The organism is Yoonia sp. MH D7 (genome assembly GCF_054439475.1).
In genome coordinates, this window is the sequence record NZ_JBTJCF010000001.1 from 1943454 (window position 1) to 1956661 (window position 13208).

Annotated in this window: 11 protein-coding genes; 2 read left to right on the forward strand and 9 right to left on the reverse strand. The window is 52.6% G+C overall.

The window, feature by feature from the left end; translation table 11 throughout:
* The first annotated feature begins 122 nt into the window (after positions 1 to 122).
* The gene (locus tag ACXLHR_RS09465; RefSeq protein ID WP_458791205.1) at positions 123 to 1238 is read left to right on the forward strand and encodes an AAA family ATPase; all 1116 of its coding nucleotides are present in this window, start codon (positions 123 to 125) and stop codon (positions 1236 to 1238) included.
* A 631-nt stretch (positions 1239 to 1869) separates the two neighbouring features.
* Here the strand turns inward: ACXLHR_RS09465 and ACXLHR_RS09470 are convergent.
* From ACXLHR_RS09470 to ACXLHR_RS09495, 6 genes are all read right to left on the reverse strand, one after another.
* Complete coding sequence (locus tag ACXLHR_RS09470; RefSeq protein ID WP_458791206.1) at positions 1870 to 3837, reverse strand: ABC transporter permease; 1968 nt, start codon at positions 3835 to 3837, stop codon at positions 1870 to 1872.
* Positions 3837 to 4856, reverse strand: a complete 1020-nt coding sequence (locus ACXLHR_RS09475) for a quaternary amine ABC transporter ATP-binding protein (protein WP_458791207.1) — start codon at positions 4854 to 4856, stop codon at positions 3837 to 3839. Before ACXLHR_RS09475 ends, ACXLHR_RS09470 begins: the two co-directional genes overlap by 1 nt.
* A gap of 77 nt (positions 4857 to 4933) precedes the next feature.
* Positions 4934 to 5884 (reverse strand): ABC transporter substrate-binding protein, encoded by a 951-nt coding sequence (locus ACXLHR_RS09480; protein WP_458791208.1) that lies wholly within the window; start codon positions 5882 to 5884, stop codon positions 4934 to 4936.
* A gap of 804 nt (positions 5885 to 6688) precedes the next feature.
* Positions 6689 to 7723 (reverse strand): IS110 family RNA-guided transposase, encoded by a 1035-nt coding sequence (locus ACXLHR_RS09485; RefSeq protein ID WP_458790674.1) that lies wholly within the window; start codon positions 7721 to 7723, stop codon positions 6689 to 6691.
* A gap of 114 nt (positions 7724 to 7837) precedes the next feature.
* Positions 7838 to 8470, reverse strand: a complete 633-nt coding sequence (locus ACXLHR_RS09490; RefSeq protein ID WP_458791209.1) for a tyrosine-type recombinase/integrase — start codon at positions 8468 to 8470, stop codon at positions 7838 to 7840.
* 366 nt (positions 8471 to 8836) lie between these two features.
* Positions 8837 to 9448, reverse strand: coding sequence for a 2-dehydro-3-deoxygalactonokinase (locus ACXLHR_RS09495; RefSeq protein WP_458791210.1), 612 nt, complete (start codon positions 9446 to 9448; stop codon positions 8837 to 8839).
* A gap of 235 nt (positions 9449 to 9683) precedes the next feature.
* On the opposite strand from ACXLHR_RS09495, the gene ACXLHR_RS09500 reads away from it, so the two are divergent.
* The gene (locus tag ACXLHR_RS09500; RefSeq protein ID WP_458791211.1) at positions 9684 to 10361 is read left to right on the forward strand and encodes an MgtC/SapB family protein; all 678 of its coding nucleotides are present in this window, start codon (positions 9684 to 9686) and stop codon (positions 10359 to 10361) included.
* Between the two features lie 4 nt (positions 10362 to 10365).
* On the opposite strand, the gene ACXLHR_RS09505 is transcribed toward ACXLHR_RS09500, so the two are convergent.
* Genes ACXLHR_RS09505 through ACXLHR_RS09515 form a run of 3 tightly spaced genes read right to left on the reverse strand, consistent with a single transcriptional unit; the run spans position 10366 to position 13191 of the window.
* Positions 10366 to 11220, reverse strand: coding sequence for an ABC transporter permease (locus ACXLHR_RS09505; protein WP_458791212.1), 855 nt, complete (start codon positions 11218 to 11220; stop codon positions 10366 to 10368).
* Positions 11217 to 12083, reverse strand: coding sequence for an ABC transporter permease (locus tag ACXLHR_RS09510; protein ID WP_458791213.1), 867 nt, complete (start codon positions 12081 to 12083; stop codon positions 11217 to 11219). The genes ACXLHR_RS09505 and ACXLHR_RS09510 overlap by 4 nt, the downstream gene beginning before the upstream one ends.
* Positions 12073 to 13191, reverse strand: coding sequence for an ABC transporter ATP-binding protein (locus tag ACXLHR_RS09515; protein WP_458791214.1), 1119 nt, complete (start codon positions 13189 to 13191; stop codon positions 12073 to 12075). The genes ACXLHR_RS09510 and ACXLHR_RS09515 overlap by 11 nt, the downstream gene beginning before the upstream one ends.
* Between the last annotated feature and the right edge of the window lie 17 nt (positions 13192 to 13208).

The window sequence follows — 13208 nt, forward strand, 5'->3', positions numbered from 1 at the left end:
AGTTGCAATACTTTTAAGCGCGAGGCAGTGTTTTGGTATCATCTTTGGAAATTGCTCATCGACCCAAGTATCTGCTGGGCATTGACTGTTCCTGATCTGACTTAAGAATATGGGAACTCACTATGACACTGATCAAAATCATTGATGCGTCTATTCTGGAAACTTCGCCCGACAAGACTGCTGGTCAGCTTCGCGCCTTCCTAATAAGCATTAGGAAGAACAAGCAGGTTGCTGGTTTAGGCAAAAATCAAAAATTTAGACGTAAAACTACAAAAGTTGATCTTAATGGTTCAGACGCCGAGCTCGAAGAAGAGACTGAATTGAGCTATAAAGATAGAGGTCGGATAAATGGTCGCGCCAACAAACTTGCGAAAGCTCGATTGGCGGCTTCGGGTCTTTCCCATTTAAAGCGTGAAGAAGCCGACAGATTGAAACCTGCTTTAGGAGGCATGCATATTGTAATGTCGAAGAAGGAAGATTTGGTAGATGAAGTTGTTGCGCAACTTCATGATGAGATGCCATGGATGGGGCGGGCAACTGAATACGTTTGGCATTCGCTACGACGCTCTGCAAAGCGAAACGACCCAGTCACATTGCGGCCAGTGATCCTTAATGGACCGCCTGACATAGGTAAGAGCGTCTGGGCGCGGTCTCTCGCCACTGCACTGTCCCTACCATACGTTGACGTTGACGCAAGTAAGGGCGGGGCTGGCATGGCTCTGGTTGGCGTCGAGCGGGGGTGGGGAACTGCACTTCAAGGGCGTCCTGTTGAACCTCTGCTGTCGCAACGGATTGCGAACCCTTTAATCATCGTGGACGAGATATGCAAAGCGCTCACTGTGACGTCCACGCAAGGCGCCTCACACGCATTTGCCGACGCGCTTCTGTCATTGCTTGAGCCTGCCACGGCCTCAAAATGGGAGTGCCCGTTTTTCCGCATCAGTTTCGACACGTCCCACATTTCATGGGTGTTGACCTCAAATAACATAAAAAACGTGCCTGATCCTGTTCGAAACCGTTGCCAAGTGATTGAAACTACAGATTTAAATGCAGAGAAATTACACTCGTTTGCTCGAAGAAGGGGGCCGAAAATTGGTTTGTCCGACAGTTCTTTGGAGGCGGTGGTTATGGCGATCAATCAAGCGCCGATCGTTACTGGGCGTTGCCTGAGTTTGAGAGATGTCGTTCGGATGCTGGAGCGGGCAGAAATGTTGGAAGGATGGCCGAGATTACAATAGCGAGCGAAAGTTGTCTCACCTTATTATCGAGTTCTGATAATTGGGTGTTAATCCATCTAAAATCGGTGGTGTGCAAAAGTAGAATTTTCCCGGCAAGATATCTGAATTGAGAATCGATGAAGAATGGAACGTTTGACGACATACATATCATGGCAGTTTGAAACAGGTTGAGGGTGGTGTGCCGTCTATGGTCTGTTTCGCCACTATGTTGGACGTAAGATGACTTCGACCTTTAAGTCGTAAACTGACCTAAAAGGAAAACCGGACCTTCTCGCATGATGCAGCAGGGATCAAAGGTCGAATTCACAGACTGCAGACCGAGCCGACCTTTACGTCCTTAGAACCAATGGCCGCTTATTCTATGCTGCACTTGCAGCAAAACACAACACGGGCGGAAAGCGGCCGTTCGCTGCAGTTTGCGCCGAGGTCTGCTATGCGCAGATGGCTATCTTTGCAACGTCCTGGCGTCCATCACGCAGTTGACGACAGGGACGGCTTGAAACTGAAATTCACAGTGTTTTCCATGCGTGCCGCATCGTAGAATTTTAACGATAGTTAGTCGGGTCTGCCGTGCCCCAATACGGAGGGGGCACAGGCTTCATTCCGACAAATTGTTAATGTGCTAAAGCATCTAAGGGATGCCGAGGGCGTGTTTCTTGTCCGTTGCCCACTTCATGATAACCACATCAAATGTAAGAGCCATAAGCGACACGCAAATACCAAGAACAAAGTTCTTGCCTAAGTCAGTTCCTGCCAAGGTCCGCTGCAATTCCTGGCCCAAATCCTGAGTGCCAATAAATGCCGCTATGATCACCATAAAGAAAGCAAACATGATCGCTTGGTTGAACCCGATAGCCATTGTTGGCAGCGCCAAAGGCAATTGGACATTCACCAGCTTCTGCATGCGGGTTGCGCCTGACATGTCGGCTGCTTCGGTCATTTCGGGGGGAACAGTGCGCAGGCCCTCGATGGTATAGCGGGTCAACGGAACCATCGCGAAAATCAGGATAGATCCGACTACTGCAGTCGCCGTAATCCCGAACAACATGATCGCGGGAATTAGGTAAATGAAGCTTGGAAAAGTTTGCGCTGTGTCGCACGCAATCAAAACCCGGCGTGACCACTTATCAGATTGCGATGCCCAGATCCCAAGCGGGATACCGATAAACATCGCAATCGAAACGGCTGCCAATACCGAATACAAAGTGATGATGGATCGGTCCCACCAGCCTGAGAGGGCCACCAGACTAAAGAAGACGGCGGCAATCATGCCCTGACGGGGGCCGCCCAACCAGATCGCGAATGACACGACAATCAAGATCATTGCCGGTGTGGGGATCGACAGCATGAAGTCGCGGAACGGGTTCAGAACCCACACATTCAAGACATAGCGAATACTATAGGTGACGCTTTGCACACCATCGACAGCAAGGAACCCTTTGATCAAGCTATCCAGCTCTTTGCCTTGGCTGAAATCTTCGCCTCGCCCGATGGTACCGGCAATGGGCAGAACCTTAGCAAGCAAAGTAAAGCCGACAAACACGCACAAAGCCGAAACAAGCGTTTTATGACGGTAAATCCATGACGTCCCTTTTTCGAAATGCACAGGCTGCTTAATGGCCCAAGCTTTGGACATCCGATCCAGCGTTACAGCAAGCAATACGATTGTGATGCCAATTTCAAACGAGCGTCCGAGCTTGAAGCTCCCCATCATCGCAAGAAGTTTTGCACCAAGGCCGGGCATCCCGATGAAGGCGGTCAACACAACCATCGCCAGACACAGCATAATGACTTGATTGACGCCGACCAGAATATCGCCCCGCGCTGACGGGATATAGACGTGGCGCAGCATTTGGAACTTGCTGCAGCCAGCCATTTTGCCAGCCTCGACGACGCCGAGAGGGACCTTTTGCAGTCCCAGTGTCGTCATCAGGATCATTGGTGGAATAGCATAAACGATTGTGGCCATAGCGCCCGCTGTTGGTCCGACCTTAAAGAAGATCACGGCCGGCAGGAGGTACGTGAAAAACGGCAACGTTTGCAGGACAGACAAGACCGGCCTTATCGCCTTGTTGACCCACTCATATTTCCAGGCAGCAATGCCGACTGACAGGCCCACGGCGAAGGCCAAAGGGGCAGCCACGACCAAAACCGACATGGTCTCCATCGCGATTTTCCACTGGCCAATCAAAGCTGTCCACACGAATGTACCGCCGCCTAACAACGCTAAACGCCAGCCACCGAGGGAATAACCAATGACTGCGGCAACACCCGCAACCGCGGTCCAAGGCATCGGGCCTAAGTGAGGCCAGCGGCGCTTGCCAAAGAAAATATTACCCGTGGTGTCGAGCACATTCTCTAAGCCTTCGGTCAGGAAGCGTGTCAGCTTGAGCAGCCCAAGATCGTCTTTAACAAAGTTGAACACCACATCGAGCCATGCCGCGAATGGCGGGACCATCGCATCGGGAATACGGTGCAGCCATGCGGGTAAAACGGCGACATACTGCAAAGTCGTCAGGATTACAGCAACGGCAAGAAGCAATATCGCAGCTTGGTTGCAACTAATTGGCTTGGTGGTCTTTTTGGACAGGGCTACCATCACTGATCTCCCAGTAAGATATCCAGTGCTTCGGCACGTGACAGCGCACCAATCGGGGTGCCCGCACGGGTAACGGGAATGAAATCACGGTCATCATCGACCAGCATGCGGGCCATTTTACGCACGCTTTGGGACGCATCCACAGGATCGCCGGTGCCCGTTTGATCGGCCTCGGCCAAGCCGCCAGCACGCACCACACGGGCCTTATCGACGTCTTCGGTGAATTTGCGCACGTATTCAGTGGCGGGCTTTAAAACGATCTTATCGGGGGTGTCGCATTGTTCAATCGCGCCATCCTTCATGATGGCAATACGGTCGGCAAGGCGCAGAGCCTCGTCGAAATCATGGGTGATAAACACGATGGTTTTATTGAGCAACTGTTGCAGGCGTAGAAATTCGTCCTGCATTTCTTTGCGGATCAGGGGATCAAGCGCCGAAAACGGCTCGTCCAAAAACCAGATATCTGGCTCAATCGCCAAGGACCGGGCGATGCCTACGCGTTGCTGCTGCCCGCCAGATAGCTCACGCGGGAAGAAATCCTCGCGGCCCTCTAAGCCAACCAGCTTAATCACCTCTAGCGCGCGTTCACGGCGGGTATGTTTGTCTTGCCCACGCATTTCCAGCGGAAAGGCCACATTGTCGAGCACTGAACGGTGCGGCAGCAATCCAAAAGATTGAAACACCATCCCCATTTTCGAGCGGCGCAATTCAATTAGGTCTTTTTCGGACAGGGACATTATGTCCTGCCCAGCAACCTCAATCGTGCCGCTTGTAATTTCATGCAAGCGAGAAAAACAGCGCACCAGCGTGGATTTTCCAGAGCCGGAAAGACCCATAATCACCAGCATCTCGCCTTTGTGAACATCAAGCGATACGCCTTTGACGCCCGCGATGTATCCATCTTCACGCATGTCATCGAAGCTCATATCTGGCGGCATTTTCGCAAGGTATCCTTCGGGGTCGTCCCCAAAGATTTTCCAAATATTTTTGCACGATATGACGGGGCGTTCAGACGACATGTTATTCCTCAGATATACAACAACCCCGCCCGGCACCTGACCGGACGAGGAAAAATTCATGCGAAAAATAAAGGGGTCTATTTAACCCAAGATTCCCAAACGTCAGGGTTTGCTTCCAGCCATACTTCGGCGGCCTCTTCTGGTTCCAGCTCATCAATATCGACGAGTTTCGCCATTTCAGCGATTTGTGGGTTGGTGAAAGAAACGGCTTGCAGTGTTGCAAAGGCTGCTGGCCACTTGTCTTCCATGCCTTCCCAAGCTGCTTTTTTCAGGTAACCCGTTGCTGGGTTACCGCAATCAAACAGCGCGTCGGGGTTTGGACCCACGGATGGATCCGTGTCGCAGCCATCTTCCCAAGCTGGAAACTCAACAAATTCACCGGGCCAAACGGCTTCGGCAAAGTTGGGTGTCCAGTTGAACACAACGATTGGCTTTTTGTCGGCTTCAGCAGCGCCAATTTCTGCCCACAACGCAGCAGCGGAGCCAGCGTTTACAACAACAAAGTCCATATCAAGTGATTCAACGCGTTCCTGACCGTGCTTGAGCCAGTCAACCGGACCATCAAGGTAGCGACCTTTGTCGCCGGTTTCGGGGGTCGCGAACTGGGCTGCGCATTCGTTCAACGCTTCCCATGATGGCAGGCCCGGGCATGCGTCTTTGGTCCACATCGGGTACCACCAGTCCTCGCGTGTCACAGCATTATGGTCGCCCGCATCAACGATGCCGCCTTTTTCCACTGCCGTACGGAAGGACGCGCCGAACGCACCTTCCCAAACCTCAAGCTCCATGGTGACATCACCCAGGCGCACGGATTCATACACCGCTTGGCTGTCTGTTGTGACGTACTCAACATTTGCGCCCTGAGTTTCAAGAATTTGACCAACAACGTTGGACATTACAATTTGGCTGGACCAGTTGTGAATTGGAATGACGATCGGATCGCTGCTGTCGGCGTGAGAGTCCGCAAATGCGGCTAACGGCGCAAGTGCCAAAACACCTGCGGTTAACGCTGTAGTCATCGTTTTCATTGTCATGTCCTATCTATCTGCCCTGCTTTCAGAGCAATTCTAGTTTCCCAGTCTGGGTCACTGGATTAGTTTTTCTTCAGCCAGGCGCTTAATACAAACGCACGCGACTTCGCCTCCCTTTCGTGAGAAAGAGCGGTAAAAGGCGCAACAAAACGATGCCAAAAGCATCATTTTATGTGCCAGCAATCGATTTCAGTCGCTAATGTGCTTTCGCAATCATTTTTGATCGCACAAACACGAGCTTACATATTTAGGATCCTGAGGCGTATTCGCGCTCAATAAATCTCTGCTATTCATCACTAAAGCTGATAAATTGATGCAACCGGCTGAGCGTATCGTATGCCTCATCAAAGCTGTGGCGTAAAGTGCTAGAATAATACGGTGCAATGAGGGTCAGGTTTCGACCCGCCCCGTGTGTGACCGGTCGGCTAACGGATCGCTTGATCTGGGCTCACCGCTGACAGTGGTCATTCGCTGCGTCGGCCACGAACGGCAGCTAAGGGCCGTTCGCCGCAACGCAGCATTTGGATGGAGAGCTAAACGACCGCTTCTCTAATTGGGCGTTTGGGTCAAGCTCATTTTCCTTCTTTCTTTCTTCCGGGTCTTTGTCACTCATCCGGGTCACGCTTCTCTTCGCAGTCTGGTTGATGCCGTGATGGCACCGCTGCACGCATATGTCGGATCGGACGTGGAGAGCCTTGCTTTGGGACGCGCTTCACGTTGCGCAGCAGACATTTTCGGCTTCTTCCACGAACCTCGTCCGGTGAGGGACGACCCCGTTAGGATTGGTGTTTGGGCTTTAGGTCATGCCTTGCCCCCCACTTGGTCCTGACGGAATTCTGTGCCATCTATCCACATCCGGTGGAGCAAGACGGCGAGTTTACGTGCGACAGCTACAACGGCGCGACGACGACCCTTGGTGCGCATTAGCCGCATACCCCAAGATTTGATCTGCGATCCGGCCATCGTCCGCATCAGCAAAGCGTTTGCAGCTGCATACAAAGTTGCGCGAACGTCTCTGTCCCCCGCTTTCGATATACGACCAGGATTGTCGTGCTCACCTGACTGATATCGTCGCGGTGTTAGCCCAAAATGCGCGCCTACAGTTCGTGACCGTTTGAAGCGCGTAGGATCGTCCACAGCGGCTTTGAAGGTCAATGATGCAATCGGTCCAACACCCGGAACGGTCATCATTCGCATACAAACCTCATCCTGGCTGGCGGCGCGTTTGACACGCCGATCCAGTTCCAGAAAGTGCTGATACAACACAACACGTGCATCTAATAGTGGCACCAAGGCATGGGCCAGAACGTCATCCATCTCGATCATCGGTCGGACAACACCATCGAAACTGCCGTGCTGCACAGTCTTGGGCAGACGAATGCCAAATATCTTTAATAAACCGCGCACTTCATTGGCTAGATCCATTGTCTTCTTTAGCAATGCCTTGCGCGTGCTAAGCAAGGCACGGACGCCATGGGCCTCTCGGCTCTTCATATGTACCGGGCTGAACCAGCCCGTGCGTAGCACTTGAGCTATCCCGCGAGCATCATTCTTGTCAGTTTTATTCCGCATTGCTGATAGCGCCGCATTGACCTGTCGCGCCTCCATGCAAACCACATCGAAGCCTTCTGCTGTCAAACCGAAGTACAGGTGCTGGCTCATCGTGCCCGCTTCAAAGCCCACCCGTTCAATCGGATGTGCGAACTCAGCAAGGTACTTAGTGATATCGCTGATCTCGCAGGGCAGCTCTCGTTCAAGAAGCACTTTTCCTCTGCCATCAACAATGCAAAGCGCACAGGATCGAAGCGATACGTCTATTCCGGCAAAATATTCCATCTTCTTTCTCCCTTGTTCACAGTCATCCTGTGATCTTATCGGGAGCTCGACCTCAGAACAGAGGGTAGCCCAATTACGCATGCTTTGGGCCGCCTGCAACAGCGGCCCAAATTTCTAAATTTCAATCGCTTCAGAGATTGCCAGTGCATCTTCAAGTTCGACACCTAGATACCGGACAGTGCTATCCATTTTTGTGTGGCCCAATAATTGCTGGACAGCGCGCAGGTTGCCCGTCTTTTTGTATATCTGGGTCACCTTGGTCCGGCGCATGGAATGCGTGCCATAGGCGGTTGCTTCCAAGCCAATTGAGGTGACCCAATCCCGAACGATCCGCGCGTATTGGCGGGTTGAGATGTGTAGACGTTCGTGGAAGCGGCCAGGCCAAAGATATTGCGACCCGACCATCAGCGGATCTTCCATCCATTTTGCGACCGATGCTCGGGTGCCTTCCGAAATCTCAAACCGCACGGGCTTTTGTGTCTTGCTTTGCAGCACAGATGCACGCTCCTTGATCTGGCCTGATGCCATCACATCTACAACTTGCATGCGACAAAGGTCACAGCCGCGCAGCTTGCTATCAATCGCCATGTTGAAGAGTGCAAGATCACGATGGTTCTCGGCGAGCTCAAGTCGGACCCTGATCGCCCAGACATGCTTTGGCTTTAATGGGCGTTTCTGTCCGACGATGCGGCCCTTATTCCAAGCGGGGCGAAGCGCGCGAATGGCAGGTAAGTTTGGTGTTTCCATGACTGATCCTCCGATCCGTCATTCCCTCCCACAACGACAACCAGACGTTGACGTATGCAACGTATCACAGGATGCCGCGCTGCATCCGAGGTCTGCTTGGAGCCCATAGCAGAAGTGTCCAATCTTCGGTGCATGCGCGCGCAGCACAAAATTTGCTGCAACTGCTAAGAATTTGGTATCGCAACGTAGATTGAAAACCAGCGGTTCGTGCAACTTGCAGCGAAGAAAGGACGGACAAAAGTCAAGTCGCGGACAAAGCGACATTTCGCTGCAAACGCGCAAGTTCCACGATTTTGAAAACCCTCCGACATCAAGGTCAGATAGGAGACAGTCCGCGTTTCTGTTTCGGCCATTGCACATTGCTTGTCATTTGAATCTCCAGATTTCAGTAGCGGCGGCTAGAAGCCCTTGCCGTGAGGCATTTTCCGCATCAACACATTGTAACGAGACTCCAGCACGGGTGAGCGCGGCGGCGTAAAGCGCGCCTAAACCTTCCTGCCCGACAAGGGTGACGCTTTTAACATTATCGTTCGCGATCTGGCGACCTACCTCTGCTCCGATCAAAAGACCGGAAAGCCGCGCTTGCGTTGCCTTTTGTTTGCGATAGTTGAGAAGATCGCCCGCACGTAGCGGGAATAGCGCTTCGATCAGGAAACTTGGATCGGCCATCGTTTGATCGGCGGCGGTCAGAAAATCGGGATCATCGGGCGCGATGCTGCGGGTTTCGGGCATGGAGTACTGCAAGATGCTGTGTTGTGACAGCAGGTCAAACAATTCGCCGGTAATGTAGCTGGCAAAGCCCGTCAGCGCGCCGCCCCGCAATGTGGCCCATTTGCAATGTGTTCCGGGCATGCAGACAAGACCTTCAATGGCTTGGTGGGCAAGCCCCAAAAGCTGTGTCTCTTCTCCGCGCATCACATCCGGGTGGGCGTTGTCGCGTTGAGCAAGATCAGGCTCGATTTTGTATGGTTGAGCCATACTGCGCGTATGCGCTCAAAGCTGCTTGCCCCCTGCCATAGCGTATGTCCAATCCTAACTACAGCCGTAACTCCGATCCACCACTGCAGATGTTGTGAACGTATCTCAATCGGCGTTTTGGGTGGTGCCTCGCACGGGCATGATGTTAAGCTTCTCCAAGGCACATCAAGGAAAACTAACCCGTGGTTCATTTTTTTCTGACATCAATTTTCTGTTGTTATTTGCAACAATCAACATGTCGGTCGCATTGATACTGGGCGCCATTGTCGGATCAGAGCGGCAGTATCGTGGCCGTATGGCAGGATTGCGCACAAACGCACTTGTGTCACTTGGGGCTGCGGGCTTTGTCACCTTCGCGGCACTTTTTCCCGATGACATCAATCCTACGCGGGTCGCAGCACAGGTTGTGTCAGGCATCGGCTTTCTCGGCGCGGGCATCATTTTTCGCGATGGGTTTAACATCCAAGGCATCAACACGGCGGCGACCCTGTGGTGTTCGGCGGCTGTCGGATTGATCTCGGGTTCTGGTCACATCCTGTTTGCAGGGGCCTTAACCGCGCTGATCGTTTTTTCAAACGTCGGCTTGCGGCCGTTCGTCAGAAAACTGAAAATCGCCGCCGCAGAAAACGGCGACACTGAACATCTCTTTGATCTGTCGCTTGTGTGCTTGCACGACGACGAAATTGCAATGCGCGCCACGCTAATCAACAGTCTGACAGAACAGGGGTTAGAGCTTTTTCAGATCGCCAGCCGCTCGGACAAAAAAACCGTAGAGATTGTGGCACAGGTCAGCGGCACGGATAACGCTTCCCTCAAAGTTGAACAGGCCATTGCGCAAATCTCGCTCGCGCCGCGCCTGATCAGAGCGGGCTGGTGCGTGAACGAAGATCGCGAAATCAGCTTTAAGCGGTAAAACGTCAATCCTGCCGTTTTTGTAGCAGCAAGGATGCAAGCCCAAGCAGCGCCGAAATCACGATCAACAACAACGACACGGCATTCAACACAGGGGTCGAGCCGAGTTTGAGCCTGTCGAACATTGTGATCGTCAACGGCGCATCTGATCCCACCAGCATCAATGTGGTGTTAAAATTCTCGAAACTCATCAACACCGCAACCACGCCTGCCGCAGCCATGGCGGGAAACAAAAAGGGCAAGGTGACAGCGCGGATAGCCCCCCAATGCGTGGCGCCCAAGTTCAACGCGGCCTCTTCAAGACTGGGATCAAATTTCTGCAAGCGCGCAGAAATAACCAGCGTTGCAAAGGTGGTGATAAACGAAAACTGCCCCAAGACAACAAGGATCAGGCCGGGGCGCAATCCGTCAAACCACAAGCCCGTCGCATCTTCAAGATAGTTGGCAACCGAGGATGAGAAAACGAGGATGGAGATGCCAAGGATGATGCCCGGAATAATCAGCGGCAGCAGCATCAAGATATATAGAAACCTCTTGCCGCGAAACTCGTAGCGCACGAATAAAAATGCGTTACAGGTGCCGACCAAAACCGCGAGCAACGAGACCCAGAACGCCACAACGCCCGAGGTAACAAGCGAGCGCAAGATGGGCCGCTCATGAAAAACTCCGATGTAGGGCGCGTCAGTGCCAAAAAACCACGCCCATGTGAACCCCTCCCACGGCAACGACGGAAACACGCTGTCGTTAAAGGCAAACACACAGACAGTCGCCAAAGGCAGTGCCAGAAAAATGAAGAATAGCGTAACGTAGGCCCGATAGATCCATTTGAATCTGCCGCTTTGCGGGATACCGGTAATCATGGTTGCGCCATCGTTTTACCCAGCGACTGTCGTGATAGCTTTAGCCCCACAAAGACGATTAGCGACGACAGCCCAAGCAGCAAGAACCCAAAGGCAGACCCCAACTCCCAATTAAACCGCGTAATAAACTGGCTATAGATCAGGCCGGTGAACCATAAGCTATCCTTGCCGCCCAACAGGATCGGCGTCAGATAATTACCTAGGCTTAGCATGAACACAACAATGCAGCCCGATACGATGCCGGGCATCGCATGGGGGATAACAATCTCGCGCAGAATAGCAAAGCCACTAGCCCCAAGATCATACCCCGCTTCAATCAAACTGTCGTCAAGGCTATCGAGTGTTGTGACCAATGGCACAACCATGAACAGCATCGAGGTATAAACCAGCCCTGTCATGATCGCCGCATCGTTATACAGCATTTCAACAGGGCCATCGATGAGCCCAAGATACTGCAACACATTCGAGAACACACCGGTTTCGCGTAGCAGGATCATCCAGCCAAATGTGCGGACCAATTCGCTGACCCAGAACGGGATGAGACACATCATGAACAGCGTGGTTTTCGTGCGGCCGCGCGTCAGTTTGGCGATATAATACGCGATGGGAAATCCAATAAGCAGGGTCAGCACCGTTGACGCAATCGACATATACGCGGTGCGGGCGAATGTATTCCAATACAGCGGCTCGTTGAAAAAAACTGCATAGTTGGCAAAGCTGGTTTGGTATTCCCGAATGCCTGTCTTTTCTTGCAGCGATACCCAGAACATACCGAGGTGCGGCAAGACGATCAGTGTTACCAGCCAAATCAATAGCGGTGCCATCAATAACCAGAATGTCAGCTTGGCGCGATCAGTGACCATTTTGCCCGCCCGTCGCAGGATAAACCCGCGTCTGCTGATGTTCCCAGCCAAAGTTAACCACATCGCCACGTGCCAAATCGCGAAATTCGCCAGTCTGCGGCAGCGTCACATTCATTTCACCACCCGCCTGTTGATCGCGCAAAATAAGCTGGCTGTTGGCCCCATTGAATAACACATTCTCGACAACGCCCTGCCCGACATTGCCAAAGCTGGCGATATCCACTTGCTTCAAAGCGACGCGTACGGCTTCGGGCCGCACAAAGACCTCAACCTTGTCACCAACCGAAATCCCGCTGCCCGCGTCCATACCGCGCAACATCTGTCCCTGCGCCGTCACCATCTGCAACACACCATCTGCGCGGCTTTGCAGAGTGGCGGCGAACCGGTTCGCCTCACCGACAAACCCGGCAACAAATGCGGTCGAGGGCGCGTAATATAACTCTTTCGCCGTGCCGATCTGCTCGAACTCACCCTTGTTCATGACGGCTATCTGGTCACTCATCACCAGCGCCTCCGACTGGTCGTGGGTGATGTAAACGAAGGTAGTGTTGAACTCTGATTGAAGCTGTTTCAATTCGATCTTCATGTGTTCGCGCAACTTGAGATCCAGCGCACCCAACGGCTCATCCAACAGCAACACATCAGGTTCCAAAACCATGCAGCGCGCGATCGCCACCCGTTGTTTTTGCCCGCCCGACAACGAACTGACAGGGCGATCCGCCACACCACCAAGGCCGACGCGCACCAGCACCTCCTCAACCTGCTTCTTGATATCGGTCTGGTTCACGCCGCGCTGGCGCAATCCGAAACCAACGTTCGCGCCGATGTTCATCATTGGAAACAATGCGAGGTGTTGAAACACCATTGACACAGGCCGCTTGTTTGGCGGCACCTCAAGCACAGAATTCCCTTTGATCAATAAATCACCGCTAGACGGCTTTTGAAAGCCGGCAATCATCCGCAGTAATGTGGTTTTGCCACAGCCAGACGGCCCTAAGATCGAAAAAAATGTACCCTGCGGGACGCTGAATGAAACGTTGTTTACTGCAACAAAATCGTCGAAACTTTTCGAGATAGCGCGGCATTCGAGGTCGGGAGTTTCAGTCATTCGTTTCGCGCCTTCAA

Excerpts from the sequence above, each read along its gene's own strand:
- ACXLHR_RS09465 (WP_458791205.1), top strand. The coding sequence starts at position 123 with ATGACACTGATCAAAATCATTGATGCGTCTATTCTGGAAACTTCGCCC.
- ACXLHR_RS09470 (WP_458791206.1), bottom strand. The coding sequence starts at position 3,837 with ATGGTAGCCCTGTCCAAAAAGACCACCAAGCCAATTAGTTGCAACCAA.
- ACXLHR_RS09475 (WP_458791207.1), bottom strand. The coding sequence starts at position 4,856 with ATGTCGTCTGAACGCCCCGTCATATCGTGCAAAAATATTTGGAAAATC.
- ACXLHR_RS09480 (WP_458791208.1), bottom strand. The coding sequence starts at position 5,884 with ATGAAAACGATGACTACAGCGTTAACCGCAGGTGTTTTGGCACTTGCG.
- ACXLHR_RS09485 (WP_458790674.1), bottom strand. The coding sequence starts at position 7,723 with ATGGAATATTTTGCCGGAATAGACGTATCGCTTCGATCCTGTGCGCTT.
- ACXLHR_RS09490 (WP_458791209.1), bottom strand. The coding sequence starts at position 8,470 with ATGGAAACACCAAACTTACCTGCCATTCGCGCGCTTCGCCCCGCTTGG.
- ACXLHR_RS09495 (WP_458791210.1), bottom strand. The coding sequence starts at position 9,448 with ATGGCTCAACCATACAAAATCGAGCCTGATCTTGCTCAACGCGACAAC.
- ACXLHR_RS09500 (WP_458791211.1), top strand. The coding sequence starts at position 9,684 with ATGTCGGTCGCATTGATACTGGGCGCCATTGTCGGATCAGAGCGGCAG.
- ACXLHR_RS09505 (WP_458791212.1), bottom strand. The coding sequence starts at position 11,220 with ATGATTACCGGTATCCCGCAAAGCGGCAGATTCAAATGGATCTATCGG.
- ACXLHR_RS09510 (WP_458791213.1), bottom strand. The coding sequence starts at position 12,083 with ATGGTCACTGATCGCGCCAAGCTGACATTCTGGTTATTGATGGCACCG.
- ACXLHR_RS09515 (WP_458791214.1), bottom strand. The coding sequence starts at position 13,191 with ATGACTGAAACTCCCGACCTCGAATGCCGCGCTATCTCGAAAAGTTTC.